This window comes from Parapusillimonas sp. JC17, from assembly GCF_052180245.1.
Taxonomy (GTDB): Bacteria; Pseudomonadota; Gammaproteobacteria; order Burkholderiales; family Burkholderiaceae_B; genus Parapusillimonas.
In genome coordinates, this window is the sequence record NZ_CP197474.1 from 827,756 (window position 1) to 853,875 (window position 26,120).

The 26,120-nt window shown below is 61.2% G+C and carries 26 protein-coding genes and 1 tRNA gene; 23 read left to right on the top strand and 4 right to left on the bottom strand.

Annotation, left to right across the window (positions count from 1 at the left end; translation table 11 throughout):
- Positions 1–46 precede the first annotated feature (46 nt).
- The 10 genes from pmbA to erpA all read left to right on the top strand — a co-directional run bounded on the left by pmbA (position 47) and on the right by erpA (position 8,611).
- The gene (gene pmbA / locus ACSBPU_RS03955; RefSeq protein WP_442595790.1) at positions 47–1,414 is read left to right on the top strand and encodes a metalloprotease PmbA; all 1,368 of its coding nucleotides are present in this window, start codon (positions 47–49) and stop codon (positions 1,412–1,414) included.
- A gap of 116 nt (positions 1,415–1,530) precedes the next feature.
- Positions 1,531–2,631, top strand: a complete 1,101-nt coding sequence (locus ACSBPU_RS03960) for a TRAP transporter substrate-binding protein DctP (protein ID WP_180065769.1) — start codon at positions 1,531–1,533, stop codon at positions 2,629–2,631.
- Positions 2,632–2,884: 253 nt separating this feature from the next.
- Entirely contained in the window at positions 2,885–3,313 is a 429-nt protein-coding gene (gene rplM / locus ACSBPU_RS03965; RefSeq protein WP_180066244.1) for a 50S ribosomal protein L13, read from the top strand.
- A 9-nt stretch (positions 3,314–3,322) separates the two neighbouring features.
- Positions 3,323–3,715 (top strand): 30S ribosomal protein S9, encoded by a 393-nt coding sequence (gene rpsI, locus ACSBPU_RS03970; RefSeq protein WP_180065767.1) that lies wholly within the window; start codon positions 3,323–3,325, stop codon positions 3,713–3,715.
- Positions 3,716–3,915: 200 nt separating this feature from the next.
- The gene (gene ubiU / locus ACSBPU_RS03975; protein ID WP_180065765.1) at positions 3,916–4,947 is read left to right on the top strand and encodes a ubiquinone anaerobic biosynthesis protein UbiU; all 1,032 of its coding nucleotides are present in this window, start codon (positions 3,916–3,918) and stop codon (positions 4,945–4,947) included.
- 25 nt (positions 4,948–4,972) lie between these two features.
- The gene (ubiV, locus tag ACSBPU_RS03980; protein ID WP_442595793.1) at positions 4,973–5,860 is read left to right on the top strand and encodes a ubiquinone anaerobic biosynthesis protein UbiV; all 888 of its coding nucleotides are present in this window, start codon (positions 4,973–4,975) and stop codon (positions 5,858–5,860) included.
- Positions 5,860–6,306, top strand: coding sequence for a ubiquinone anaerobic biosynthesis accessory factor UbiT (gene ubiT / locus ACSBPU_RS03985; protein WP_442595795.1), 447 nt, complete (start codon positions 5,860–5,862; stop codon positions 6,304–6,306). The genes ubiV and ubiT overlap by 1 nt, the downstream gene beginning before the upstream one ends.
- Before the next feature lie 129 nt (positions 6,307–6,435).
- Positions 6,436–7,500, top strand: a complete 1,065-nt coding sequence (gene argC, locus ACSBPU_RS03990; protein ID WP_442595797.1) for an N-acetyl-gamma-glutamyl-phosphate reductase — start codon at positions 6,436–6,438, stop codon at positions 7,498–7,500.
- Positions 7,481–8,182: a DUF6776 family protein gene (locus ACSBPU_RS03995; protein ID WP_442595799.1), complete on the top strand. Its 702-nt coding sequence runs from the start codon at positions 7,481–7,483 to the stop codon at positions 8,180–8,182. Before argC ends, ACSBPU_RS03995 begins: the two co-directional genes overlap by 20 nt.
- Positions 8,183–8,242: 60 nt before the next feature.
- Complete coding sequence (gene erpA / locus ACSBPU_RS04000) at positions 8,243–8,611, top strand: iron-sulfur cluster insertion protein ErpA (RefSeq protein ID WP_180065755.1); 369 nt, start codon at positions 8,243–8,245, stop codon at positions 8,609–8,611.
- A 79-nt stretch (positions 8,612–8,690) separates the two neighbouring features.
- On the opposite strand, the gene ACSBPU_RS04005 is transcribed toward erpA, so the two are convergent.
- A complete protein-coding gene (locus tag ACSBPU_RS04005; RefSeq protein ID WP_442595801.1) occupies positions 8,691–9,842 on the bottom strand; it encodes an anhydro-N-acetylmuramic acid kinase in 1,152 nt (383 codons plus the stop codon).
- A gap of 23 nt (positions 9,843–9,865) precedes the next feature.
- A complete protein-coding gene (locus ACSBPU_RS04010) occupies positions 9,866–11,191 on the bottom strand; it encodes a peptidoglycan DD-metalloendopeptidase family protein (RefSeq protein ID WP_442598540.1) in 1,326 nt (441 codons plus the stop codon).
- A 244-nt stretch (positions 11,192–11,435) separates the two neighbouring features.
- Between ACSBPU_RS04010 and tyrS the strand changes: the two genes are divergently transcribed.
- From tyrS to ACSBPU_RS04040, 6 genes are all read left to right on the top strand, one after another.
- Positions 11,436–12,665, top strand: a complete 1,230-nt coding sequence (gene tyrS / locus ACSBPU_RS04015) for a tyrosine--tRNA ligase (protein ID WP_442595803.1) — start codon at positions 11,436–11,438, stop codon at positions 12,663–12,665.
- Positions 12,666–12,698: 33 nt separating this feature from the next.
- Positions 12,699–13,328, top strand: a complete 630-nt coding sequence (locus tag ACSBPU_RS04020; RefSeq protein WP_180065747.1) for a YbhB/YbcL family Raf kinase inhibitor-like protein — start codon at positions 12,699–12,701, stop codon at positions 13,326–13,328.
- 201 nt (positions 13,329–13,529) lie between these two features.
- Positions 13,530–14,774 carry a serine hydroxymethyltransferase gene (gene glyA, locus ACSBPU_RS04025; RefSeq protein ID WP_442595806.1) on the top strand — a complete coding sequence of 415 codons (1,245 nt, stop codon included), beginning with the start codon at positions 13,530–13,532 and terminating at the stop codon, positions 14,772–14,774.
- A gap of 37 nt (positions 14,775–14,811) precedes the next feature.
- Positions 14,812–15,273, top strand: coding sequence for a transcriptional regulator NrdR (gene nrdR, locus ACSBPU_RS04030; protein ID WP_180065744.1), 462 nt, complete (start codon positions 14,812–14,814; stop codon positions 15,271–15,273).
- Complete coding sequence (ribD, locus tag ACSBPU_RS04035) at positions 15,270–16,406, top strand: bifunctional diaminohydroxyphosphoribosylaminopyrimidine deaminase/5-amino-6-(5-phosphoribosylamino)uracil reductase RibD (RefSeq protein ID WP_442595808.1); 1,137 nt, start codon at positions 15,270–15,272, stop codon at positions 16,404–16,406. Before nrdR ends, ribD begins: the two co-directional genes overlap by 4 nt.
- A 9-nt stretch (positions 16,407–16,415) precedes the next feature.
- The gene (locus ACSBPU_RS04040) at positions 16,416–17,045 is read left to right on the top strand and encodes a riboflavin synthase (protein ID WP_442595810.1); all 630 of its coding nucleotides are present in this window, start codon (positions 16,416–16,418) and stop codon (positions 17,043–17,045) included.
- 6 nt (positions 17,046–17,051) lie between these two features.
- Here ACSBPU_RS04040 and ACSBPU_RS04045 read toward each other — a convergent pair whose 3' ends face one another.
- Complete coding sequence (locus tag ACSBPU_RS04045; protein ID WP_442595812.1) at positions 17,052–17,957, bottom strand: LysR family transcriptional regulator; 906 nt, start codon at positions 17,955–17,957, stop codon at positions 17,052–17,054.
- Positions 17,958–18,053: 96 nt separating this feature from the next.
- Between ACSBPU_RS04045 and ACSBPU_RS04050 the strand changes: the two genes are divergently transcribed.
- On the top strand, positions 18,054–19,727 hold the full coding sequence (locus ACSBPU_RS04050) for a GMC family oxidoreductase (protein ID WP_442595814.1): 1,674 nt from the start codon (positions 18,054–18,056) through the stop codon (positions 19,725–19,727).
- Positions 19,728–19,765: 38 nt separating this feature from the next.
- Here the strand turns inward: ACSBPU_RS04050 and ACSBPU_RS04055 are convergent, their stop codons facing one another.
- Positions 19,766–20,488 carry an FCD domain-containing protein gene (locus ACSBPU_RS04055; protein WP_180065735.1) on the bottom strand — a complete coding sequence of 241 codons (723 nt, stop codon included), beginning with the start codon at positions 20,486–20,488 and terminating at the stop codon, positions 19,766–19,768.
- A gap of 109 nt (positions 20,489–20,597) precedes the next feature.
- Here ACSBPU_RS04055 and ACSBPU_RS04060 point away from each other — a divergent pair, with 109 nt between their 5' ends.
- The 6 genes from ACSBPU_RS04060 to ACSBPU_RS04085 all read left to right on the top strand — a co-directional run bounded on the left by ACSBPU_RS04060 (position 20,598) and on the right by ACSBPU_RS04085 (position 25,997).
- On the top strand, positions 20,598–21,467 hold the full coding sequence (locus ACSBPU_RS04060) for a fumarylacetoacetate hydrolase family protein (protein WP_442595816.1): 870 nt from the start codon (positions 20,598–20,600) through the stop codon (positions 21,465–21,467).
- A 41-nt stretch (positions 21,468–21,508) separates the two neighbouring features.
- A complete protein-coding gene (locus tag ACSBPU_RS04065; RefSeq protein ID WP_180065731.1) occupies positions 21,509–22,528 on the top strand; it encodes a DctP family TRAP transporter solute-binding subunit in 1,020 nt (339 codons plus the stop codon).
- A complete protein-coding gene (locus tag ACSBPU_RS04070) occupies positions 22,525–23,913 on the top strand; it encodes an FAD-binding oxidoreductase (protein ID WP_442595819.1) in 1,389 nt (462 codons plus the stop codon). The genes ACSBPU_RS04065 and ACSBPU_RS04070 overlap by 4 nt, the downstream gene beginning before the upstream one ends.
- Positions 23,914–23,965: 52 nt before the next feature.
- A complete protein-coding gene (locus ACSBPU_RS04075) occupies positions 23,966–24,469 on the top strand; it encodes a TRAP transporter small permease (RefSeq protein WP_442595821.1) in 504 nt (167 codons plus the stop codon).
- Between the two features lie 12 nt (positions 24,470–24,481).
- The gene (locus tag ACSBPU_RS04080; RefSeq protein WP_442595823.1) at positions 24,482–25,762 is read left to right on the top strand and encodes a TRAP transporter large permease subunit; all 1,281 of its coding nucleotides are present in this window, start codon (positions 24,482–24,484) and stop codon (positions 25,760–25,762) included.
- Positions 25,763–25,906: 144 nt separating this feature from the next.
- A tRNA-Ser gene (locus ACSBPU_RS04085) sits at positions 25,907–25,997 on the top strand.
- The last annotated feature ends 123 nt before the right edge of the window (positions 25,998–26,120 follow it).

A 26,120-nucleotide genomic window follows, 5' to 3' on the forward strand; every position in this document is an offset into this window, starting at 1 on the left:
TATCTTTTAATTGGCTATGATAACCGTCTCAACCAAAAGAGCATCAATGAGCGATCAATCCACATCCTCCTTACCCATTGCCGAGAACCAAGCCCGTTTTCGCGAACTCGTCAACCAGGCGCTGGCCCATGCCAAGACACTGGGCGCCTCCGACGCGGCGGTCGAAGTGTCCGAAAGCTGCGGGCTGTCCGTGTCGGTGCGCAACAAGGACATAGAAACCGTCGAGCAGACGCGCGACCGCGCACTGGACATCACCGTCTTCGCCGGCCAGCGCCGCGGCTCGGCGTCCACCTCCGATTTTTCCGCGCAGGCGCTGCGTGAAACGGTAGAGGCCGCCTGGCACATCGCGCGCTATACCGCCGAGGATCCCGCCGCCGGCTTGCCCGATGCCGATCAGCTCGCCACGGAATTCCCCGATCTCCAGTTGCATCATCCCTGGCAGATATCCGCGCAGGAAGCCGCCAAGCAAGCCATCAAGGCCGAAGCCGCCGCATGCGCGACCAGCGATCTCATCACCAACACCGACGGCGCCTCGGTCGATACCTACGAAGGCCATTTCGTGCTGGGCAACAGCCGGGGATTCCTCGGCGGTTACGCTTATTCCCGGCATAGCCTCTCGGTCGCGCCCATCGCGGGGCGGGGGGCGAACATGCAGCGCGATTACTGGTACACCACGGCGCGCGATGCCCGGCATCTGGCCGATCCGCAGGCGGTCGGCCGTTATGCTGCCGAACGCACCCTGGCGCGGCTGTCGGCGCGGCGCATCAAGACGGGGCGCTTCCCCGTCCTGTTCGAAGCCCCGCTGGCCGTCGGACTTTTGGGCGCGATGGTGCAGGCCACGAGCGGCGGCGCCCTGTATCGCAAGGCAAGCTTTCTTCTCGATGCACTGGGCAAGCCGATCATGGCCGATCACATCGATATCGCCGAGGACCCTTTCATTCCCGGCGCCATGGGAAGTGCGGCCTTCGACAGCGAAGGAGTGCGCACCCGTGCGCGCGACGTGGTCGTGGGCGGCATGCTGAATGGCTATTTTCTTTCGACCTACACGGCGCGCAAGCTCAATATGCATACCACGGGCAATGCGGGCGGGTCGCACAACCTGCGCCTGGTATCGCGGCTTACCGATCCGGACGACGACTTCCGTGCCATGCTCAAGAAGATGGGCACCGGCTTCCTGGTGACGGAGCTCATCGGGCAAGGAGTCAATTACGTCACGGGCGATTATTCGCGCGGCGCGTTCGGGTATTGGGTAAAGAACGGCGAAATCCAGCATGCCGTCCAGGAAGTCACGATTGCGGGCAACCTTGCCGACATGTTCAAGCAGATAGTCGCCGTCGGCGCCGACACCATCACCCGCGGCTCCAAAACCAGCGGGTCGATACTGATCGAGCAGATGGCCATCGCCGGTAAATAGCGGCCCCCTTCGGAAGGGGTAAACACGCAGCCCTTGGTTACATATTGCAGTACGGTGTATATTTCTCTTTGTTGTTGCTACAGCAAAAGTTTGTATGAGAATCAGGAGACCACTCAATGCAGCGTCGTTCATTTCTTAAAAAAGCCGGTCTTGGCGCTGTGGCGGGCACCGCCGCCGTCGCGGCACCCGTATTGGCACAAAGCAATCCCAAAATCAGCTGGAAGATGACCTCATCCTATGGGCAGTCGCTTCCTCCGCTGTACTCCACGTCGGAACTCTTCTGCAAGATGGTCAGCGAGGCCACCGACGGCAATTTTTCGATCCGCTTGTATCCCGCCGGTGAAATCGTGCCGGGCTTTGGCGTCATGGACGCAGTCGGCAACCGCACGGTGGAATGCGGACAGACCGCTTCCTATTACTTCTACGGGAAAGATCCCGCCTTCTGTTTCGACACGGCCGTGCCGTTCGGGCTGAATGCGCGCCAGATGTACGCCTGGGTTTACGAAGCGGGCGGCCTGGCGCTCTTGCGCGAACTGTTCGCGCCGCGCAATATCATTAACTTCCCGTTCGGCAATACCGGTACGCAGATGGGCGGCTGGTATCGCAAGGAAATCAAATCGGTCGCCGACCTGCAAGGCCTGAAGATGCGTACCGCCGGTTTCGCGGGCGAGGTCATGTCACGCATGGGCGTCGTGCCGCAGCAGATTCCGCCTGGCGACATCTATCCTTCCCTGGAAAAGGGTACGCTTGACGCCGTCGAATTCGTCGGCCCGGTCGATGACGAAAAACTCGGCTTCCAGAAAGTGGCCAAGTATTACTATTATCCGGGCTGGTGGGAAGGTTCGGCGCAGCTGTCGCTCTATGTGAACGACGCGGCCTACAACGAGCTGCCCAAGGCCTATCAGGCCGTGATCGAAATGGCTTCGCGTGCCGCCGGTGGCAAGCTGCTGGGCGATTACGACGCCAACAACCCCGCCGCCCTGCGTCGCTTGATTGCCAGCGGCGCAGTGCTCAAGGCGTTTCCCCGCGATGTGATGGACGCCTCCTTCAAGGCATCCGAAGAAGCCTACAAGGATTTCTGCGCCAAGAGCGAACACTTCAAGAAGATCCACGACCATTACATGGCGTTCCGCGACAGCGTTGTTCCCTGGTTCCGAGTGGGCGAAGGCTCTTACGACAACTACCTGGGCATCGCGCTGGCCAACCAGAAGAAATAAAGCGCCGCGCACTGCAAAAGCCGCCTACGGGCGGTTTTTGCATTTTCTGCTGGGCTTGCGCCGCGATCCGGAAGAGCGGCCCATGAAAAAAGCCTGGCATGGCATCCACTTATGTTATTATGATGGGCTTTTCCAGACTGTTGCACGGGCGAAGAACAACGCTTTGGCAAGTGGTCGGCCTGGAGAACCGTGGCTTACCGGGGACCTGAAGGGAATCCGGCAAGTCTTTTTACTTCAAATATTAGGAACCATCATGAAGACCTTTGTGGCCAAGCCGCATGAAGTCAAACGTGACTGGTACGTGATTGACGCCAAGGGCAAAGTCCTGGGTCGTGTGGCCAGCGAAGTCGCACGTCGTTTACGCGGCAAGCACAAGCCAGAATTCACGCCTCACGTTGACACCGGTGATTACATCGTCATCATCAACGCCGCCGAAATCGTTGTGACCGGTAACAAGTCGCAAGACAAAAAGTACTATCGCCACTCCACGTACCCGGGCGGTATCACCGAAACCAACTTCCAGAAAATGCAAGAGCGTTTTCCTGGTCGCGCCATCCAGAAAGCCGTCAAGGGCATGCTGCCGAAAGGCCCGCTGGGTTACGCCATGGCCAAGAAGCTCAAGGTTTATGCCGGCGCAGAGCATCCTCATGCTGCTCAGCAGCCCAAACCGCTGGATTTCTAAGGATAGGTCATGATCGGTAATTGGAACTATGGAACAGGCCGTCGCAAAACGTCGGTGGCCCGCGTGTTCTTGAAGAAAGGCTCGGGCAAGATCGTCGTCAACGGCAAGCCCGTCGACGAATACTTCGCTCGCGAAACCGGCCGCATGGTCGTACGCCAGCCTTTGGAACTGACCAACCACCTTGAATCGTTCGATTTCCACATCAACGTTCACGGCGGTGGTGAAAGCGGCCAGGCCGGCGCAGTCCGCCACGGCATCACCCGTGCGCTCATCGACTACGACGAGTCCCTGAAGACCGCCCTGAAGCAAGCCGGCTTCGTCACTCGCGATGCCCGCGAAGTCGAACGCAAGAAAGTCGGTTTCCACAAGGCGCGTCGTCGCAAGCAGTTCAGCAAGCGCTAATTGCGTGCTCGCACGCATGCCTGGCCAGACGGCCAGGCAGCAAAAGCCCCGGCCTTGTGCCGGGGTTTTTTTTGGGCGTTTCTGGGGTCAGACCCCATACGGGGTCTGACCCCTGGATGATGGCGAAACGTTGATCTGCTTTAAGGACCTGTTCCCGTAGCGTCCGTATAGTGGCCTCTTGTTTCGAGAGGTACTTGTCCATGTCAGCTTTTCCCGCAGTTAATTCCCTTCGGCCCCCCGAGCTGCTATGCCCCGCAGGAAGCCTGCCGGCGCTCAAGGCGGCTATCGACCACGGGGCGGACTGCGTATACCTGGGGTTTCGCGATGCGACGAACGCGCGCAATTTTGCAGGCCTGAATTTCGATGAGGCGGCGATCAATGACGGCATCCGGTACGCCCACGACCGGGGGCGCAAAGTTCTGCTCGCCCTGAACACCTACCCGCAGGCGGATGGCTGTGAGGCCTGGCGCGAGGCCGTCGACAAGGCTGCGGGATCCGGCATAGACGCCATCTTGCTGGCGGATCTGGGCTTGATGCAGTATGCCTCGAACCGCTATCCCGAACTGGCGCTGCACCTGTCGGTCCAGGGGTCGGCGACCAACTACGAAGCCATCAATTTCTATCAGAAGCACTTCGGCGTTCGCCGTGCCGTACTGCCGCGTGTGCTGTCGCTGGCGCAGGTGGAGCGCGTCACGGAGAATACGTCGCTCGAGATCGAAGTGTTCGGTTTCGGAAGCCTCTGCGTCATGGTGGAGGGCCGCTGCGCGCTGTCTTCGTACGCGACGGGCGAATCTCCCAACACGCACGGCGTTTGCTCCCCCGCAAAGTCGGTGCGCTGGCAGCAGACGGAGCAGGGCCTGGAGTCTCGCTTGAACGGCGTACTGATAGATCGCTACGCCGACGGCGAGAACGCTGGCTATCCCACCTTATGCAAGGGCCGCTTCGACGTGGCCGAGGAAAACTATTACGCGCTGGAGGAACCGACCAGTCTCAATACGCTCGAGATCCTGCCGCAACTGATGCAGATGGGAATCAGTGCGGTGAAGATTGAAGGGCGGCAGCGCAGCCCCGCCTACGTGGCCCAGGTCACCAAGGTATGGCGGCAGGCCATCGACCATTGCGCTGCCAGCCTGCAGCGCTATTCGGTCAGGCCTGCGTGGATGAACGAACTGAACAAGGTGGCCGAGGGACAACAGCACACTTTGGGCGCCTATCATCGCCCATGGAAATGAACCGCAACACTGAGGAGCCGCTGTCTTGAAACTTGCCCTGGGTCCGGTCCAGTACTACTGGCCACGCATCGCCATGATGCAATTCTACGAAGCCGTGACGGAAGCGCCGGTCGATATCGTTTATCTCGGCGAAACCGTATGTTCGCGCCGTCATGAACTCCGCCTGCCGGACTGGCTCGAACTTGCGGCCATGCTGGAGGCCGCCGGAAAGGAAGTCGTCCTGTCCACTCAGGTCCTGCTGGAGTCCGGCAGCGATCTGTCCACGCTGCGCAAGATCGCGGCGAATGATCGCTACCTGGTCGAGGCCAACGACATGGGTGCCGTGCATTGCCTGGAGGGCAGGCCTTTTGTCGCGGGCCCCTTCCTCAATCTCTACAGCGCCCCCGCCTTGGCGCTGCTCGCGAACCAAGGCGCGCGCCGCTGGGTGATGCCGCTGGAAATGGGGCGCGACAAGCTGGGATTCATGCAGGCGCAACGGCCCGCGGGCATGCAGACGGAAGTGTTCGCGTATGGCCGCATGCCGCTTGCCTTCTCGGCGCGCTGCTTTACCGCGCGCAACCGGAACCTGCCCAAGGATAATTGCCAGTACGTCTGCATGGATCATCCGGACGGCTTGCTGCTGAATACGCGGGAGGGACAGCCCTTTCTGACATTGAACGGCATACAGACGCAGTCGGCCCTGGTCTATAACCTGGCAAGAGAGCTTGGCCAAGTCGCAGACATGCAGGTGGATGTCCTGAGAATCAGTCCGCAGTCGCAGTATACGAACGAAATTGCGCGCTTCTTCCACCAGGCCATCCGGGGCGAAATGACCGGCGAAGACGCTTTCGCGGCCATCGAACCGCTGATGCCGGCTGGTCCATGCAATGGGTACTGGTATGGCCGGCCCGGACTGGAACAATTGGTGGCCTGATGAGTACGACCTCCTATCGATTGCCGGGGCCTTTGGGTAAATTGCTTGCGGCCCTGCCGGCCTTTCCGGGATCCCTGCTGTTCGTCCAGGGCCTGAATCTGTTGCTGGTCCGGCATCTGCCGGCGGACACGCTGCAAGCGTTGCATGGGCGCTCCTTGCGCATTCGCGTGGCGGACGCGGGCGTACAGTTCGATTTCAGCTGGGATGGGCGGGGCTTCGTCGCGGCGCGGCGCCATGCCGAGCCGGCGCTGACGATTGCCGCGACGGCCCACGATTTCCTGCTGCTCATGCAACGCAAAGAAGACCCCGACACCTTGTTCTTCAGTCGCAGGCTCGCCATGGAAGGCGATACCGAACTGGGGCTGCTGGTCAAGAACACGCTGGATTCAATCGACCTGCCGGCACCCTTTGGGGTCAGACCCCGTACGGGATCCGACCGCCTCTGATTCTCACTCTTTGCCACCGGGGTCAGACCCCGTATGGGGTCTGACCCCGCCCCGACACCTCCCTCTGCTGCATGTCTGCCGCGCTTGTTGCATAATGACGATGTCGCAGTTTTATTCTTGGAAAAGGTCATGGCATCGGCAGCAGCATCTCGGATCAAGGCAGGTATTGTGGGTGGCACGGGTTACACGGGCGTTGAATTGCTGCGCCTGCTGTCCCAGCATCCCCAGGTCGAACTCACGGCGATCACTTCCCGCAAGGAAGACGGCATGCCCGTGGCCGACATGTACCCCAATCTGCGCGGGCGCGTCGATCTTTGCTTCCAGACCCCGGACAAGGCCGCGCTCGAAGACTGCGACGTGGTTTTCTTCGCCACGCCGCATGGCGTCGCCATGAGCCAGGCCAAGACCCTGCTCGACAAAGGCGTCCGCATCATCGATCTGGCCGCCGACTTCCGGCTGCAGGACACCCAGATGTTCGAGCGCTGGTACAAAATGCCCCATTCCTGTCCCGATATCCTGGCTGAATCCGCTTACGGGCTGGTCGAACTCAACCGCTCCAAGATCGCAGGCGCCAAGGTCGTCGGCAACCCGGGCTGCTACCCGACGACGGTATTGCTGGGGCTTGCTCCCTTGCTGGAAGGCGGGCGCAAGCTGGTGGACACCAGCCACATCATCGCCGATTGCAAGTCCGGGGTATCGGGCGCCGGGCGCAAGGCCGAGGTCAGCACGCTGTTTTCAGAAGCCAGCGACAATTTCAAAGCCTACGGCGTGGCGGGCCATCGCCATCATCCCGAAATTTCCGAGCACTTGAATGCCCTTGCGGGCGGGCCGGTGGGTCTTACCTTCGTGCCTCATCTGGTGCCGATGATCCGTGGCATGTTCTCGACCTTGTACGCACGCATCCTGCCTGAAGCCATGGATACCGATTTCCAGGCCCTGTTCGAACAGCGTTACGCCGATGAAGCCTTTGTCGACGTCATGCCCGCGGGCTCCTTGCCCGAAACGCGTTCCGTGCGTGCCGCCAACCAGCTTCGCATCGCAGTGCATCGTCCCGACAATGGCGATCAGCTCGTCATCCTCGTCATCCAGGACAATCTCGTCAAAGGCGCTTCGGGCCAGGCCGTGCAGAACATGAACCTGATGTTCGGTCTGCCCGAGTCCACGGGCTTGACGCATGTCGCCATCCTCCCCTGACGGCAGGACACGAAAAGTCCGGCTGTTCGGCTTTTTCCTTGGCGTTTTGCTCGGGGTGATGCTGGGCGGCCTGGGCGCCGCTTATTGGCTCGGGTCGCAGACCGACGATCAACAGTTCTCCGAGCAGCAGTCCTTGTTGCAGGCGCGGGCCGAGCTCATTGCGCTGAGGGCCCAGAACGACGCACTCAGCGGACAGCTGGTCGTCGAAGAAAGTACGCGCAAAGGCCTGGAGGCTTCACTGCGTACCGCGCAGGCGGAAGTGGGACGCATGCGCGATCAGCTTGCTTTTTTCGATCAGCTCCTGCCGCCGGGGCCTAAAGGGACCATCAGCGTCAGGGCGCTTGAAATTGAACGGATCGGCCCCAACTTGCTATATAGGGTGCTGCTTCAGCGCAGCACCCAGGGCGAGGCCTTGTTCAAGGGGGTATTGCAGTTCGTGGCCCAGGGCGTGCGTGATGGGAAAGAGGTTAAAATTACGCTTGAGGCCGCCAGGTCCCCCGGCGGGCCCGAATCCGTGACGCCCGACACCGAAGGCTTTGCTCTGGCGTTCGACCAATTCCAGCGAGGGGCCGGTCTCCTCAGTCTTCCCGACAACTTTGAGCCCACATCCGTCACGCTCAATGTCCTGGAGGGCACCGCAGTCCGGGCTTCGCGCACCGTCGTACTGCCCGCCGCCCATTGACGGCAATGTTATAGTAGGTTTAAGTTTGCGCAGCCTGTATCGCTGCCATGGAGTGCTCTGATGAATACCCTTAGTGAAACCGTCGATCTGCAGGCGCCTCCGTCCCCGCTGATCTTCACCGACTCGGCCGCCGCCAAAGTCAAGGAACTGCTCGACGAGGAAGGCAATCCGGACCTCAAGCTGCGCGTCTTCGTGCAGGGAGGCGGTTGTTCGGGCTTCCAGTATGGCTTCACGTTCGACGAAACCGTGAACGACGACGATACCACCATCGACAAAGAGGGCGTCCAGTTGCTGGTCGACCCCATGAGCTTCCAGTATCTGGTCGGCGCTGAAATCGACTACAAAGACGACCTGGAAGGCGCGCAGTTCGTCATCCGCAACCCCAACGCCAACACCACCTGCGGCTGCGGTTCGTCGTTTGCGGTGTGATTTGGTGGGGTCAGACCCCGTACGGGGTCTGACCCCGATATGCTAATACCCAAGTGTAGATCCGGGGTCTGACCCCGGCCTAGATTAAGGGGTCAGACCCCGCATGGGGTCTGACCCCCACACCAGGGTACCTGCATCCCGCGATCGTGGCCGCGCGTGCGCCGGTGACGGCGGGCAGGCAGGCCGGCAGACCTTCTTCATGCATCCACGCCAACCACGCGAAAGCCAACGCTTCGACGAGCTGGACGGGTACGCCGTGTTCCGACGTCAGGCTCACGGGCAGTTTCAATTCATGACGAAGGTCATTCAGCAGGCCGGTGTTCAGCGCGCCTCCGCCACACACCAGAACCTCTTTTATTCCTGGCGCATGCTCCATGACGGCGCGCGCGATGCTGCGCGCGGTCAGTCTTTGTAAGGTGGCCTGCACATCGTTGTCGCGCAGGCGCGATGCCTGATTGTAGAAGGTGTTCAGGCGCCCGCTCAGCCACGACCAGTTGAACAGATCGCGGCCTGTCGACTTGGGCGGGGCGAGCCTGAACCAGGGCTCGCTATCCAGGAGATGGTCCAGCAACCGGGCATCGCAGCGGCCGGTGGCCGCCCAGTTTCCGGCGTCGTCGTAGGGCTGGCCAGTGCTGGACTGTATCCACATGTCCAGCAGCACATTGGCCGGGCCCGTATCGAAGCCGCGGATATCGTTCCCGGGTTCCAGCAGCGTCACGTTGGCGATGCCGCCCAGGTTCAGCACGGCACGCGGATGTCCGCAGGCGAATACCGCGTGATGAAAGGCCGGCACCAGCGGTGCACCCTGGCCTCCGGCGGCGACGTCGCGCGACCGGAAGTCGGCAATGACTGGAATGCCTGTAAGTTCGGCCAGCAGCGCGGGGGCGTTCAACTGGATGGTATAGCCCGCCGCCGGGTCGTGCCGCACTGTCTGGCCATGGGCGCCGATCGCGCGGACCTGGCCGGCGGCTACGTTGGTACGTTCCAGAATTTCCAGGGTGGCGCGTGCATAGAGGCGAGCGAGTTCATTAGCCGCCAGCGCGGCGCGCGCGAGTTCGTCCGCGCCGGGGGAGTTCAACGCCAGAAACTCTTCGCGCAGTGCCCGCGGCATGGGCAAGGAAATCGAATCGAGGATGGCGGGGCGGCCGCCATCGTCGAACCGGGCGAGGACGGCATCTACGCCGTCCGTGCTGGTCCCCGACATCAGGCCCACGATCAGATTCTGCGGCATGCCGGGCCCCGTGCCTTGCAGAATCAACGGCTCGCGACTTGAGCGTTGCCTTCCTGGAGATCGGTCAGCAAATGAATATGTTCGCGATACTGAGCGGCCGTTTCCTGGAATGCCGCGCGATGGGACTTGTCGAGTGTGCGGGCGACAGGCAGGTCGACGGACAGCGGATCCACCGGTTTGTTGTTGACCCGGAACTCGTAATGCAAATGAGGGCCGGTGGACCAGCCGGTGGAGCCGACATAGCCGATGAGTTGCCCTTGCCTGACGCTATCGCCCTTCTTCAACCCGTTCTCGAAGCGGCTTTGATGCGCATAAAGCGTGCTGATGCCATTATGGTGCTTCAGGACGATGGTATTGCCATAGCCGTTCTGCCAGCCGCGGAAATCGACGACGCCGTCCGCTGTGGCATGGATGGGAGTGCCGCTGGGCGCGGCGTAGTCGACGCCTTTGTGCCCGCGCCAAGTGCCATGCACCGGGTGCTTGCGCATGCCGAACGTGGAGCTGATGCGGGAGAACTTCAGCGCCGTGCGCAGAAACGCCCCTTGCAGGCTGCTGCCTTCGAAGTCGTAGTAGCTGCCGCTTTTGCCATCGGGTGAGAACCAGACGGCCTCGTAAGCCTTGCCGCGATTGATGAATTCCAATGCCAGGATGCGGCCGGCGCCGACGTCGCGTCCTTCGTGAGAATAGGATTCGTAGATGATGCGGAAGTGGTCCCCGCTGCGCAAGTCGCGTATGAAATCGATCTTGCTGCCCAGGATGTCCGTCATTTGAAGCGTGATGGCATCGGGGATGTCGGCTTCGTCCGTGGCGCCGAACAGGGAACTGACGATGTGATTTTCGGCGATGCGGATATGCACATCGGCCACCTGGCTGCGTTCGTCGGCGGTGAAGCCGCCCTTGCCGTCGGGCTTGACTTCGAGCCAGCGGGAAACATAGGTACCGTTATTGCTGGTTCCGGGCGTATGGTTGTAGCGGAGCCAGACCAGATTGCCGTCGTCATCCAGCGCCGCCTGCACACTGCGGCCGGGATACAGCTTATAGATGGAACGGGCGTCCTTGTTCTGCACCAGGAATTGCTGCAGGCCCGACTCCTGGACCCTGAGGCGCTGCAGCAGCGCCGCGAGCGTGTCGCCACGGCGGATCTGAGTTTCGCTGATGAACGGATCGGAAGAGAGACTGGAGACTTGGGGAGCCGGATCGGGCAGGTCCAGCGTTTGACGGGCTTGGTATACGACGGGGGCTTCGGGTGGCTGAACCACCGCCAGCGCGGCGGCTCCGGCAAAAAGGCCAAGGGCGATCAACACCAGCCCGTTGCGGACGACATGGTGTCGGCGGTTTGCCCGGACCATGTCGCGGTAGGAGGGATTGCCAATATTCCCTTTCTTGAACATAAACAAAATCAAGACCTGTAAAGGCGCTGCTGTAGTGGATGGATTTGCCGTTTCGTGACGGCGTAGCGCTCTGATAATATGATGAACTGCATCTGTTCTAGTATCTGCCCATGGCCATGCATGGATTGCGCTCGCACGCTATGCTAGCGTATTGAGTTCCATTTTTCGAGCATTTTTTTGTATTAATTGATAAAACCGTTATATGTCCTCCAACGAATCCCCAATGAGCCCACAGGTAGAAGAAGCGCTACGCATCGTCAAGCGCGGTTGTGACGAGCTGCTGGTCGAATCAGAATTTGCCGGCAAGCTAGCGCGCAGTTATGCCACCGGCAAGCCATTGCGGATTAAGTTGGGGCTGGATCCCACGGCGCCCGACATCCATCTGGGCCATACCGTCGTGCTCAACAAGATGCGCCAGCTCCAGGACCTCGGGCATACGGTCATCTTCCTGATCGGCGACTTCACCTCCATGATCGGCGATCCCAGCGGGCGCAATGCCACGCGGCCGCCCCTTACGGCCGAGCAGATCCAGGAAAACGCCAAGACATACTACGCACAGGCCAGCCTGGTGCTTGATCCCGCCAAGACCGAAATCCGCTACAACTCCGAATGGTGCGATGCGCTGGGCGCGCGCGGGCTGATCAAGCTGGCGTCCCGTTATACGGTTGCGCGCATGATGGAACGCGAAGACTTCACGCGCCGCTTCAAGGGCGGCATACCCATTTCGGTACACGAGTTCCTGTATCCGCTCATGCAGGGATACGATTCCGTCGAGCTCAAGGCCGACCTCGAACTCGGCGGCACGGACCAGAAGTTCAACCTGCTGGTGGGTCGCGAGCTCCAGAAGGAGTACGGCCAGGAACCCCAGTGCATCCTGACCATGCCCCTGCTCGAAGGCACCGACGGCGTCGACAAAATGTCCAAGTCCAAGGGCAACTACATCGGCATCACGGAAGCCGCCGACTCGATGTTCGGCAAGATCATGTCGATTTCCGACACCTTGATGTGGAAGTACTACGAGCTGCTGTCATTCCGCTCCATGGACGACATCGCCGGTCTTGAGAAGCAGATAGCAGAAGGCCTGAATCCGCGCGAAGCCAAAGTGGCGCTGGCCCAGGAAATCGTGGCGCGCTTCCATTCCCGGGAAGCCGCCTCGAATGCGCTCGCCGCCTTTGAGGCCAGGTTTCGCGATGGCGCCATTCCCGACGAAATGCCCGAGGTCACTGCGGGCGCGGCGCCGTTGGGCATACTCAAGATCTTGCGCGAAGCCGGCTTGGCTGCATCGGGGGCCGAAGCGCAGCGCAACGTCGAGCAGGGCGGCGTGCGCGTGGACGGCGCCCGCATCGAAGATAAATCCCTGCAGCTCGAAGCCGGCACTTATGTCATACAGGTGGGCAAGCGCAAATTTGCCCGCGTCACGTTAACAGGCTGACACACAAGCCAGCCGTTTGACCAGGAGTACCTTATGAAACTTACCAGTGAGTCTTTTACCGACCAGGGAAAAATCCCCGAGCGCTATGCCTTTGGAAAGATCGATGGCCAGAATCATGTGGCGCTGGCTGGCAACGTCAATCCGCAGTTGTCCTGGTCGGACGCGCCGGCTGGCACGCAGTCTTTCGTGGTCATCTGCCACGATCCGGACGTGCCCAGCAAGCCCGACGACGTCAACCAGGAAGGGCGCGAAATCCCCGATACGCTCCCGCGCGTGGACTTCTATCATTGGGTGCTGATCGATGTGCCCGCCACGACCACTGAAATCGCGGAAGGCTCTTATTCGGACGGCATCACGCCCAGGGGAAAGGCCGGGCCCCTGGCGCTCGACGGCACCCGCCAGGGTGTGAACGACTACACGGCGTGGTTCGCGGCCGACCGCGACATGAACGGCGATTACTTCGGCTATGACGGCCCATGCCCCCCGTGGAACGATTCGATCCCGCACCGCTATATCTTCACCGTCTATGCGCTCGACATTGCCGAGCTGCCCTTCGAAGGACGCTTCACCGGCGCGGATGCCATGAAGGCGATGCAAGGCCATATACTCGGCCAGGCATCGATCACCGGGCTGTATACGCTGAATCCTCGGCTGGCGGGCTAAGGGGGCAAGGGGCCAGACCCCGCATGGGGTCTGGCCCCGGCCGCTTGGGCCCGGGAGCTTGAGGGGTCAGACCCCATGCGGGGTCTGACCCCAGCCATTTTGTCTGACCCCGGCCATTTTGCAAGGGACCGGCCCATCTCATTCGCGGTAAAATGCGCTTTCGCCTTTTGCTTGCAGCAACAACCTTATCCAGGATACCCAATGTTTGACCGTTCCCGCACCCTTGATCAAGTCGATGCCGAAGTCTGGGCAGCCATTCAGAAAGAGAATGTTCGCCAGGAACAGCACATCGAGCTGATTGCGTCCGAAAACTACACCAGCCCTGCGGTCATGCAGGCGCAAGGCACGCAGCTTACGAACAAGTACGCGGAAGGCTATCCCGGCAAGCGCTATTACGGCGGTTGCGAATACGTCGATATCGTCGAGCAGCTGGCAATCGACCGCCTCAAGGAAATCTTCGGCGCGGAAGCGGCCAACGTGCAGGCCAATTCGGGCTCGCAGGCCAACCAGGCCGTCTACATGGCCGTCCTCAAGCCGGGCGACACCGTGCTTGGCATGAGCCTCGCCGAGGGCGGGCACCTCACGCACGGTTCGCCGGTCAACGCATCGGGCAAGCTCTACAACTTCGTATCCTATGGCCTGGACGCCAACGAAGAGCTCGACTACGCCCAGCTCGAGTCCCTGGCTAAAACCCACAAGCCCAAGCTCATCGTCGGCGGCGCGTCGGCCTATTCGCTGCGCATCGATTTCGAACGCATGGCACGCATTGCTCGCGACCACGGCGCCTTGTTCATGGTCGACATCGCCCACTATGCAGGCCTAGTTGCCGGGGGGGCATATCCCAACCCCGTGCCTCATGCCGACTTCGTCACTTCGACCACGCATAAATCACTGCGCGGCCCGCGCGGCGGCGTCATCATGATGAAGGCCGAACACGAAAAAATCATCAATTCGGCCATATTCCCGGGCATCCAGGGCGGTCCGCTCATGCATGTCATCGCCGGCAAGGCCGTGGCGTTCAAGGAAGCCCTGTCGCCCGAATTCAAGCAGTACGCCGCCCAAGTCGTCAAGAACGCCGACGTCCTGGCACGCACCTTGGTCGAGCGCGGCCTGCGCATCGTTTCGGGCCGCACCGAAAGCCACGTGATGCTGGTCGATCTGCGTGCCAAAGGCATCACCGGCAAGGAAGCGGAGGCCGTTCTTGGCCAGGCGCACATCACGGTCAACAAGAACGCCATCCCCAACGACCCTGAAAAGCCATTCGTGACCAGCGGTATCCGCCTGGGCACGCCCGCCATGACCACCCGCGGTTTCAAGGAAGCCGAAGCCGAGCTCACCGGGCACCTCATCGCCGACGTGCTCGATCATCCTCGCGACGAGACCAAGATCGCCGAGGTGCGCGCTCGTGTCAACGAGCTGACCGCGCGCTTGCCGGTCTACCGCTAATCCGGGATCCGCCCCGGCAGGTCCGGGGCTGCCAACCATGAAATGCCCGTTCTGCAACCATCCCGATACGCAAGTCATCGATTCCCGGGTTTCCGAAGAAGGAGACACCATCAGGCGTCGCCGGCGCTGTGCGACCTGTGAGCGCAGGTTCACCACCTATGAAAGGGCGGAACTGGTCATGCCGGCGGTCGTGAAGCGCAACGGCACACGCGTGGAATTCGATCCATCCAAACTGCGCGCCAGCCTGAAGCTGGCATTGCGCAAGCGGCCGGTCAGCACCGAAGAAGTCGATGCGGCGGTCGCTCGCATCGAGGAAAGCCTGCTGGTCAGCGGCAAGCGCGAGGTGGATTCCGGATATGTCGGCGAGCTCGTCATGAACGAGCTCCGCAAGCTGGATCAAGTGGCCTACGTGCGCTTTGCCTCCGTCTACAAGAGCTTCGAGAACATCGACGAATTCGTCAAGGCAATCGACGAAATTCAGATTGCTCCCAGAACGTGAATATTTCCACGGATTCCAGCGACGAGCGGTGGATGCGCCAGGCGATCCAACTGGCGGAAAGCGTCATGTATCTGACTGCGCCCAACCCGCGGGTCGCATGCCTGATCGTCCGTGATGGCCAGCTGCTGGCCTCGGGCGCGACGCAGCGGGCCGGCGGACCGCACGCCGAAGTCATGGCCTTGCGCCAGGCCGCCGAGCGCGGCGTCGATCTGCGCAACTGCACGATCTACGTCACCCTGGAACCTTGCAGCCATTTTGGGCGCACGCCTCCTTGCGTCGACGCGCTGATCGCCGCGTCGCCGGTGCGCGTGGTCATAGCCATGCGCGATCCCAATCCCCTGGTCGGGGGCCGGGGCATCGCGCGTCTCCGGGCGGCGGGCATCGCGGTCGCCACTTCTGTTTGCCGGGAAGAGGCGCTTGCGCTCAATCCCGGTTTCGTCGCGCGCATGACCCGCAAGACGCCGTGGGCCTGGCTGAAGCTTGCCTCGTCCATCGATGGCCGTATCGCGCTTCCCAGCGGCCAGTCGAAGTGGATCACCGGTACCGCAGCGCGCGCGGACGGGCATCACTGGCGGGCACGCAGCTGCGTGGTGCTGACCGGCTCCGGGACGGTGCTGGCCGATAATCCCCAAATGAATGTGCGGCACGTGGAAACCGAGAGGCAGCCGGTGAAGGCCATCGTCGACACGCGTTTCGAGGTCGATGAAGCCGCCAGGATTTTCGACGGCGCGGAAACCTGGGTCTTCACCTGCCGTCACGACCCCGAAAAAGCGGCCCGTCTGGCAGACCGCAACGTCCGTGTGATCCAGCTGCCTCCGTCGGGGCACCGCGTGGACCTGCATGCAGTGATGCAATGGCTGGGAGAGCATGACATCAATGAAGTCCATGTCGAAGCGGGCGCGCGGCTGAGCGGCGCCTTGCTGAGCGCGGGCTGCGTGGACGAGCTTCTGGTCTATATGGCGCCCATGCTTCTGGGGGAAGGCATAGGCATGGTCGACATGGCCAGGCTCGACGACCTTGCGCTGGCGCAGGCGTTCGAGTTCACCGAGACACGCCCGGTGGCGCCCGACCTGCGTCTGCGGGCGCGCCACGTTCAACACTGGAATACATTGCTGCAGGCAGTGGGCAATTGAAGGAGATTTATGTTTACGGGAATTGTTGCCGCAATCGGGCGGGTCACCGACATCAAGGCGCTGGGCGGCGAGGAGGCCGGCGTGCGGATCACCGTGCGGGTTGCCGGCTTCCTGCGCGACACGACCAAGCTCGGGGACTCGATCGCTATCCAGGGCGCCTGCATGACTGTCGTTGAATTGGCCGCCGACTCCTTCAGTGTCGACGTCTCGCGCGAGAGCCTGAAGCGCACCGCGGGCCTGGACGAGAAAGGCGACGTGAACCTGGAGCATGCCTTGCGCATGGGCGATTCGCTGGATGGCCACCTGGTCTCGGGCCATGTGGACGGCCTGGGCGAAGTCAGCCATTTCGCGCAGGTGGGCGAGTCCTGGGACCTGCGGATCAAGGTTCCGCAGTCGCTGGCATGCTACCTGGCATACAAGGGTTCCATCACGGTGAACGGCGTCAGTCTGACCGTGAATCGTGTGGACGACAGCGTGGCGGGCTGCGAAATCCACATCAACCTCATCCCGCACACTGTGCAGGTCACGACGCTGAAGCATCTTGCCGTGGGGGCGCTCGTCAATCTGGAAGTGGACATGATCGCCCGCTATGTCGAGCGTCTGGTTACCCTGGGTCGCGGTGCAGGCATGCCTTCTTGACAAGCGCTAGGCGCTCGGCCATACCCGGTCCAGCGCCATCAGGGCAGCCGCCACGGGCGGGTCGTCCATGCGTTCGCGCAGACAGACGAAGCTCAGTGCGCAATCCAGGTTGACCAGATTGGCGATCGCCAATCCATGCGCCTGTGCCTCGCGCAGGGCGATATGATCGCGGACCAGGCTCAGGCCGACGCCCGACTTGACCAGGTCCAGCATCGACGCTTCCTGGTCGACCAGCGCCACATAGTTCGCGTCCAACCCGGTCAGTGAACCCTCACCGAACACAAGCGAAAGCAAACGGTGATGGACGGATTGCGGTGGCGTCGAGAGCCAGGGCAGGGCGGCCAACTGGCGCCAATCCTTGTCGCGAACCTGAGATTCCCAGCCCACCGGTGCAAGCACCCGGTATGAAAACCGGGTCAGAATCTTGCACAGCACGGTGTCGGGTGCGGCCAAGGTATCGTCGGGTACGCACAAATAGAAGCCGGCATCGAGCTCGGAGCGCATGACCCGCTGCAACACTTCCCCGCTCATGCCGTGGGCCAGCACGATCTCCAGGTGCCGAGCGTAAGCTAATAGTTCCTTTAATAGCATGCCCAGGCGCAGGAACTCCGGATCCAGTATGGTTCCTATGCGAAGCTTCCCGCGGATCTCCTTGCTGCGACGCTGTGCCGCAGTCTTGAAGCCGGACACCGACAGCAGGACCTTTTCCGCCAGCGGCAGCAGGGCGGATCCATCGGCCGTCAGCTGCATGCCATGCGCGGTGCGCGTCAACAGGCGCAGTCCGGTCTGCTCATGCAGATTCTTGATGTGCAGTCCGACAGCGGGCTGGGTGATGTGCAGCTTTTGCGCGGCACGCGTAAGGCTGCCCTCGCGGGCGACGGCGACAAAAGCGGCGAGCGACTGGATATTCATCCCTGAATTATTAGTCGTCCTTATATCAGATGCAAGAAATACTCGATGGCATTCTGGCCGCGCCGTTGCTAAAGTAGCCGGCAAAAGGAGGAAAACATGCCAGAGCTGGAATTCGACTATGTCATCGTAGGGGCGGGAACCGCAGGGTGCCTGCTCGCCAACCGGCTCAGCGCCGATCCGTCCCTGCGTGTTCTCCTGATCGAGGCCGGAGGCAAGGACGATTATCACTGGATCCACATTCCGGTGGGTTATTTGTATTGCATCGGCAATGCGCGCACCGATTGGCTCTACAACACCGAACCCGACCAAGGGTTGAACGGCAGGGTATTGCGTTATCCGCGCGGCAAAACACTGGGCGGATGCTCCAGCATCAACGGCATGATCTATATGAGGGGTCAATCGCGCGACTATAACCATTGGGCGGCGTCCGTGGGTGACGATGCCTGGTCCTGGGAAAGCTGCCTGGCTGATTTCAAGGCGCACGAGAGCCATTACAGGCTGGACCAGGCAGGCAAGGCTGCTGTGTCGCGGGTAACGGCTCCGGAGGGGTTCGCGAAGTTCCATGCGTCGGGCGGTGAGTGGCGCGTCGAAAAGCAGCGCTTGCGCTGGGATATCCTCGACGCATTCTCAAAAGCAGCGCAACAGGCCGGCATCCCCGCCACCGACGACTTCAATCAGGGCGACAACGAAGGCGTGGGCTATTTCGAGGTGAATCAGAAGAACGGCTGGCGCTGGAACGCGGCCAAAGCTTTCCTGAGGCCGACGTGCCAGTCGCGACCCAATTTCACTTTATGGACCAAATCCCAGACCGATCGCCTGATGATAGCGCGCCAGCCGGATGGCAGGCTCAAATGCAAGGGCGTCCTTGTTCGACGCGATGGCTCCGTTATAGCCGTGAAGGCTAAAAAAGAAGTCATCCTGAGCGCCGGCAGCATCGGTTCTCCACAGTTGCTGCAGTTGTCCGGCATCGGGCCGGGGGAACTCCTGCAGCGCCACGGGATACCGGTGGCGGCCGACAAACCGGGGGTAGGGGCAAATTTGCAGGATCACTTGCAGATACGCAGCGTGTACAAGGTGCAAGGCGTTCACACACTGAACAAGATGGCGGGCAGCCTGTGGGGCAAGGCAATGATCGGACTGCAATATGCCGTCAAGCGCAGCGGCCCCATGAGCATGGCGCCGTCTCAATTGGGCGCTTTTACGCGCAGCGACGCCTCGCAGGCCCATGCCAATATCCAGTACCACGTCCAGCCCCTGAGCCTCGAAGCCTTTGGCGAACCTTTGCATCGCTTCAACGCCTTTACGGCCAGCGTCTGCAATTTGAATCCGACCAGCCGGGGCAGCGTACGCATCAAGAGCGCCCGCCCGGAAGACGCGCCCGCCATCGCGCCCAATTATCTGAGCACCGAACAGGACCGCAGGGTGGCCGCGGAATCATTGCGGATTACGCGCCGTATTGTCGCGCAGCCGGCGCTGGCGGCTTATCAGCCGGAAGAATACAAGCCGGGCGTCCAGTTCCAGTCGGATGAAGAACTCGCCCGCCTGGCCGGAGACATTGCCACCACCATCTTCCACCCGGTGGGAACGGCCAGAATGGGCAAGGTGGATGACCCGATGGCGGTCGTCGATGCTCATCTCAGGGTGCACGGCGTGGAAGGCCTGCGCGTGGTCGACGCCAGCATCATGCCCACCATCACGAGCGGCAACACGAACAGCCCCACGCTCATGATCGCCGAGAAAGCCGCGCGCTGGATCCTGGCCGGGACTTGAGGGAAGGCGTTCTTGTCGCGTCGGCTTCGATGCCGACGTTATGCCTGATCGTCCAAATCGCCGCGATCGTCCGCCATGCCGGGCGATCCCGCCTGCAGCAAGGGCGATCGCAAGATGATCTGGGTAGTGGCCAGCAGATGTCTTTCCAGTTCCTGCAGGGCGGTTTCCGTATCCCGCTGCAGCACGGCCTCCATGATGCGCCTGTGCTCGTCACGGACATCGCGCTGATCGGTATCCAGCGGAACCGATAGCCTGCGGTAGCGCTCGCTCTGCTCGTACAACAGCTTGCGCATCCGGTGCAGCCATGCGCTGGGACACGCGCTGACCAATGCCTCATGGAACTCCCCGTGCGCCTGATTCCAGTCGTCGCTGACGCGGGCTTCGGGGTCCGACGGCGAGTTCTGCAGGCGCTCCATGCGATGCGCTGCGCCGACTATTCTGGTTTCCCATTCGACATCCCCGTGCGATATCGCTTTGCCGAGGCATAGGGATTCGATTTCAATTCGCGTTCTGGTCAGATCGAGCAATTCTTCCGCGCTGATCGTGCTCACCCGATATCCGCGATGGGCTTCGGCAGTCACCATGCCTTCCGCGCTGAGGCGCGACAGGGCTTCGCGTATTGCGCCCAGGCTGACGTCCAGCCTGCCTTCCAGCGACTTGATGTTCAGTTTCGCGCCGGGCGGGAGGCGGCCGTCAAGGATCTCCGCGCGTATCAGGTGGCGCACGGTTTCCGCTTGAGTGAGTTTTTGGCTTGTCTTCATGGAATCTATATTTTATACGGGTTTATGCTAGTCAAATAATAATATATTTTTAATTTAAAAATAGATATTAAGTGATATAGTGGCTCCACTTGCTCAAGAGGAGTTTTAAATGAAGGTTTCCCGTTTTTTATCTGGCGGCCGTGAAGGCTGGGCCGTCAGGGATTCGGCAACAGGGCTCTGGCACGGGTGTACGGAAGACGACGCTTCATACCCCGGCTCGGTGGATGCGCACATCAGTAGCGGTTCCGATGCATTGGCGCGCGCGGCCGAGGCCATGCTGCGGCGTCCGGCGCTGGACCTGGATGCGGTGCAGTCGCTGCCTCCCGTAGCGCAACCGCCCAAGATCATCTGTGTCGGCTTGAACTATACGGATCATTCCGCCGAAAGCGGATTTGAACAGCCGGCCTATCCCACGCTGTTCTCCCGTTTCAATACTAGTGTCATCGCGCATGGCCAGCCATTGGTCCATCCAGCGCTTTCCCCTACGTTCGATTACGAGGGTGAACTTGCCGTCATCATCGGCAAGCCGGGCAAGGGCATCGCCCGGGCCGACGCGCTGGATCACATATTGGGCTATTCGATCTTCAACGACGGCAGCGTGCGCGAATATCAGTTCAAGACGCCGCAATGGATGATGGGCAAAAACTTCGACGGCACCGGCGCATTCGGCCCTTGTCTGGTCACGGCCGATGAACTGCCCCCCGGCGCGCGCGGCCTGAAGCTGGAAACCCGCCTGAACGGCGTGACGGTGCAGTCGGCCAACACGAAAGACATGGTTTTCGATGTGGAGTCGCTGATTGTGACGATCAGCGAAGTCATGACGCTGGAAGCCGGCGATGTCATCGTTGCGGGCACGCCCGCGGGCATCGGCCATGCGCGCGAGCCCAAGCTGTACATGCAGCCCGGTGACCTTTGCGAGGTGGAGATAGAAGGCATTGGCTTGCTGAGCAATCGTGTTCAGCGTGCCGATTTGGTGTAACGCGGGCAATACCCGAAAATCACAATCGAGGAGACATCAACATGAAAATCAAGCATATTTTTGCCATGGCCGTAATATCGGCCGTGGGAATGGTGGGCGGTGCGCAGGCACAGGACTTCAAGGCGCGCAACCTTCGCTTCGGCCATGGCATGGCCGACAATCACCCGGCGGGCCTGGCCGCCAAGAAATTCTCGGCGGAAATGCTGAAGGCGACGGGCGGGAAAACGAAAATATCCGTGATCGCCAATCAGGCCCTCGGGCCCGATCCGCAAATGCTGGGTGCCCTGCAGGGCGGTGTGCAGGAATTCTACACAGGCAGCGCGCTGGCCATGCTGGGGCAGGTCAAAGAGCTGGGCTTTCAAGACGTCCCGTTCCTCTTTGAGTCCGAGGCCGAAGCGCATGCCGTCTTCGATGGCCCGGTAGGCGACTATCTGAACGACAAGCTCAGCGCGGTGGGCATACATGTGCTGGGCTGGTGGGAAAACGGCTTCCGCCACATCACGAATTCCCGCCGACCGGTGAATACGCTGGCGGACCTCGAAGGGCTGAAGCTGCGCACGCAGCCCAATCCCCTGACCCTGGACGCGTTCAAGGCGCTGGGCGCCAATGCTTCTCCTTTGGCGTGGTCCGAACTGTTCGTCGCGCTCGAGACCAAGGCGTTCGATGGCCAGGAAAATCCCATCGTATTGATGAACACGCAGCGCTTCTATGAAGTGCAGAAGTACATGACGCTATCGGGCCATGTCTATTCGCCTCTCATCTTCGCGGTGTCCAAGAAGTTCTGGGATGGCCTCACACCCGAAGAACAGCAACTGATGACCGCGGCCGCCAAGAACGCAACGGCTTATCAGCGCGAACTCACCGCGGGCGAGGTCGATGTCGCGCTGAAGAACATGAAGGACAAGGGCATGCAGGTCACGCGCTTTTCGGACGGTGACTTGCAGAAGATCCGCGATCTCGTTCCACCGGCAATCGCGCCGCACCTGGAAAAGATCGGCCCGGAATTCATGAACCTGCTGCGCGCGGAAATCGCCGCGGTGCGCTCGGGCAAGAAGTCATGATGCGACAGAACGGGCTGCCCGAGCCGTTCGACACGCGGCTAGGCCGGTTGCTGGGGGAACGCTACACCACCAGCCTTCCCTTGCGGGAACATCACGGCCGCGACGAATCCATTTTCGCAGCGGCCTTGCCCGATGCCGTGGCCTTCGCGCGCGATACAGCCGAGGTGGTCGAGATCGTCAAGCTTTGCAACCAATTCGGTGTGCCGCTCATCCCCTATGGCGCGGGCTCGTCGCTCGAGGGGCACACCTTGGCGGTCCATGGCGGCCTCACGCTGAATCTCATGCAAATGGACGGCATTCTTGCGCTCAATGCGGATGACCAGACGGCGACCGTGCAGCCGGGTGTCACGCGCGAGGCCCTGAACGCCATGCTGCGCGATACCGGCCTGTTCTTCCCCGTGGACCCGGGGGCCGATGCCAGCATCGGCGGCATGTGTTCCACCCGGGCGTCCGGCACGAACGCGGTGCGCTACGGAACCATGCGCGAGAACGTCGTCAACCTGACGGTGGTCGCTGCCAACGGTGAAATCATCAAGACGGGACGCCGCGCCAGGAAATCGGCCGCCGGCTACGACCTGACGCGCCTGTTCGTGGGCGCCGAAGGCACGCTGGGCGTCATTGTCGAGGCCACCGTAAGATTGCATCCGCTGCCCGAAAGCACGATGGCCGCGGTTTGCGCGTTCCCCGACATTGCCGCGGCCGTCCGGGCCGTCGTCCAGGTCATTCAGTTGGGTGTGCCGGTGGCGCGCTGCGAGTTCGTCGACCCCGTCGCGATCAAGGCGCTCAACCTGTACAGCAAAACCGGCTTGCCCGAGCAGCCCCACTTGTTCTTCGAGTTCCATGGGAGCGCGTCGGGGCTGGAAGAACAGATAGCCCTGACGCAAGACATTGCGGGGGAGTTCGGCGCGGCGGGGTTCGTATGGTCGGCCAGCCCCGAAGAGCGCAACCGGCTTTGGGCGGCTCGTCACAACGTCTACTTCGCTGCATTACAGCTGCGTCCGGGCGCGCGGTCCATCGTTACCGACGTTTGTGTCCCCATTTCCAGATTGGCCGATTGCGTCGACGAGACCATCGCCGACCTGCAGCAGTCGGCGATGTTGGCTCCGGTTGTCGGCCATGTCGGCGATGGCAACTTTCATGTCCAGATGCTGGTCGATGAGCATTCCCATGAAGAGGTTCAGCGGGCCGAGGCGCTCAATGCCCGCCTGGTGGCCAGGGCGCTGGCCATGGATGGAACATGCACTGGCGAGCATGGCATAGGGCTGCACAAGCAGGACTTCCTGATCGATGAGCTTGGCGCGGCATCGGTGAGTGTCATGCGGCAGCTCAAGCAGGCGCTCGACCCCCGGAACATCCTGAATCCGGGAAAGATCTTCACTCTATGACGGCCGGCGGAGCGGGTCGTCGCCAACAGAATCGTTTCCAGGGCATTCAATAATGAAAAAACTGACGAACTGGTATTTCAAGGTGCTGGAGCTCGTCATCGTGCTATGCCTGGCGGCCATGTGCCTGATGGTATTCGGCAATGTGATCCTGCGTCACTTCTTCAACTCCGGCGTCAATATCGCGGAAGAGCTGTCGCGCTTCCTGTTCATATGGCTGACTTTCCTGGGCGCCATCGTCGCCATGCGGGAAGGAGGACATCTGGGTGTGGACATACTGGTCTCGCGCTTGTCGGGCAGGCCGCTTTTCTTTGCCGTCCTCCTCGGGCAGCTGCTGGTGCTTGCATGTTGCGGTGTCCTGCTGTGGGGGCTGCTGATGCAGCATGAACTGAACGTTGCGAATGTCGGATTGGTAACCGGCATATCGATGAGCATCGTGTATTCGGCCGCCTATCTTTGCGCGGTGTCGATCGGACTGCTGACGGCGCTCAATATTGCAAGATTGGTGAGCGGCAGGATGTCCGCGTCCGAATTGGTCCCCTCCAACTATATCGATTAGCGAAATTTAAAAATGCTCATTGCGATTTTTGTATCGTCGCTGCTGGCGGCCATGGCGCTTGGCGTGCCCATCGCGTTCTCTCTGATGGTCTGCAGCATGGCCATGATGTGGTACATGGATTTTTTCGACGCGCAGATCATGGCGCAGAACATGTTGTCGGGCGCCGACAGCTTTCCGCTCATCGCCATTCCGTTTTTCGTCCTCGCGGGCGAACTCATGAATGCGGGCGGCATTTCCAGGCGGATCGTGGACGTCGCCGGCGCCTGGGTGGGGCATTTCAGGGGCGGACTGGGCTACGTGGCGATCTTTGCCTGCGTCATCATGGCTTCGCTTTCAGGCTCCGCTATCGCCGATACCGCGGCGGTAGCGGCGTTGCTCATCCCCATGATGCGCAACGCGGGCTATAACGTGCCGCGCGCTTCGGGCCTGATCGCCTCGGGCGGCATCATTGCCCCCATCATTCCTCCCTCCATCGGGTTCGTGATGGTCGGGGTGGTGGGGAATATCTCGATCACCAAGCTGTTCATTGCCGGGATCGCGCCCGGCCTGATGATGGCTCTCGCACTGGTCGTCACCTGGGCTTTGCAGGCGAAGCGCGATGACATGCCGCGCGGCGAAAGGAAGTCGTCCCGCCAGCGCTGGTCGGCGACGATGGCGGGTTTCTGGGCGTTGCTCATGCCGGTGATCATCGTCGGCGGCTTGCGGGCGGGTTACTTCACCCCTACCGAGGCGGCCGTCGTGGCGGTGTTCTATGCATTGTTCGTTGGTTTTTGCGTGTATAGGGAGCTCAAGATCAGCGACCTGTACGGCCTGTTGCTGGCCGCCGGCAAAACGTCCGCCATCGTCATGTTCCTGGTCGCCGCCGCACAGGTTTCCGCATGGTTGATCGCCGCGGCCAACATTCCCATGGTGGTCGCCGACATCCTCGAACCCCTGATCGACAATCCCGTGCTGTTGATGCTGGCCATCATGCTGCTGGTATTTACCGTGGGCACCGTGCTGGACTTCGCGCCGACCATCCTGATCTTGATACCGGTGCTGATGCCGACCATACGCATGGCGGGCATCGATCCGGTCTATTTCGGCGTGCTGTTCATCATGAACAACGCCATAGGCCTGATCACGCCGCCCGTCGGCACCGTGCTCAACGTGGTCTGCGGCGTGGCACGGGTGCGCATGGATCCCGTCATTCGCGCCGTGATGCCCTATTTGCTGGCCCAGTCGGCGGTATTGCTGCTGCTCGTGCTGTTTCCGCAGTTGGTCATGGCACCGCTGAACTTCATGACGCGCTAGCGTGCTGCTGGGAACAGCGTGCCAGAAACGGCGTTATGGGTGTGCGGCCTTGGCCGCCTGGGTTCAACCCACAGCGTCTTCCAATTCTGATAGAATAGCGGACTTCGCTTTGCGTAAATGGTAAATTGCCATGCAAGGCAGATAGGACAGGTGGCCGAGTGGTTGAAGGCGCACGCCTGGAAAGCGTGTATACGTGAATAGCGTATCGGGGGTTCGAATCCCCCTCTGTCCGCCAGGTATTTCAAGGGTCAGACCCCATCCGGGGTCTGACCCTTTTTTAACTTTTGCGCCGCCTCATACTTTTCTTGACAAATTGTAATGCCGGTGCGTCCAGGCCAGGCCCGGCTTTCGCATGGTC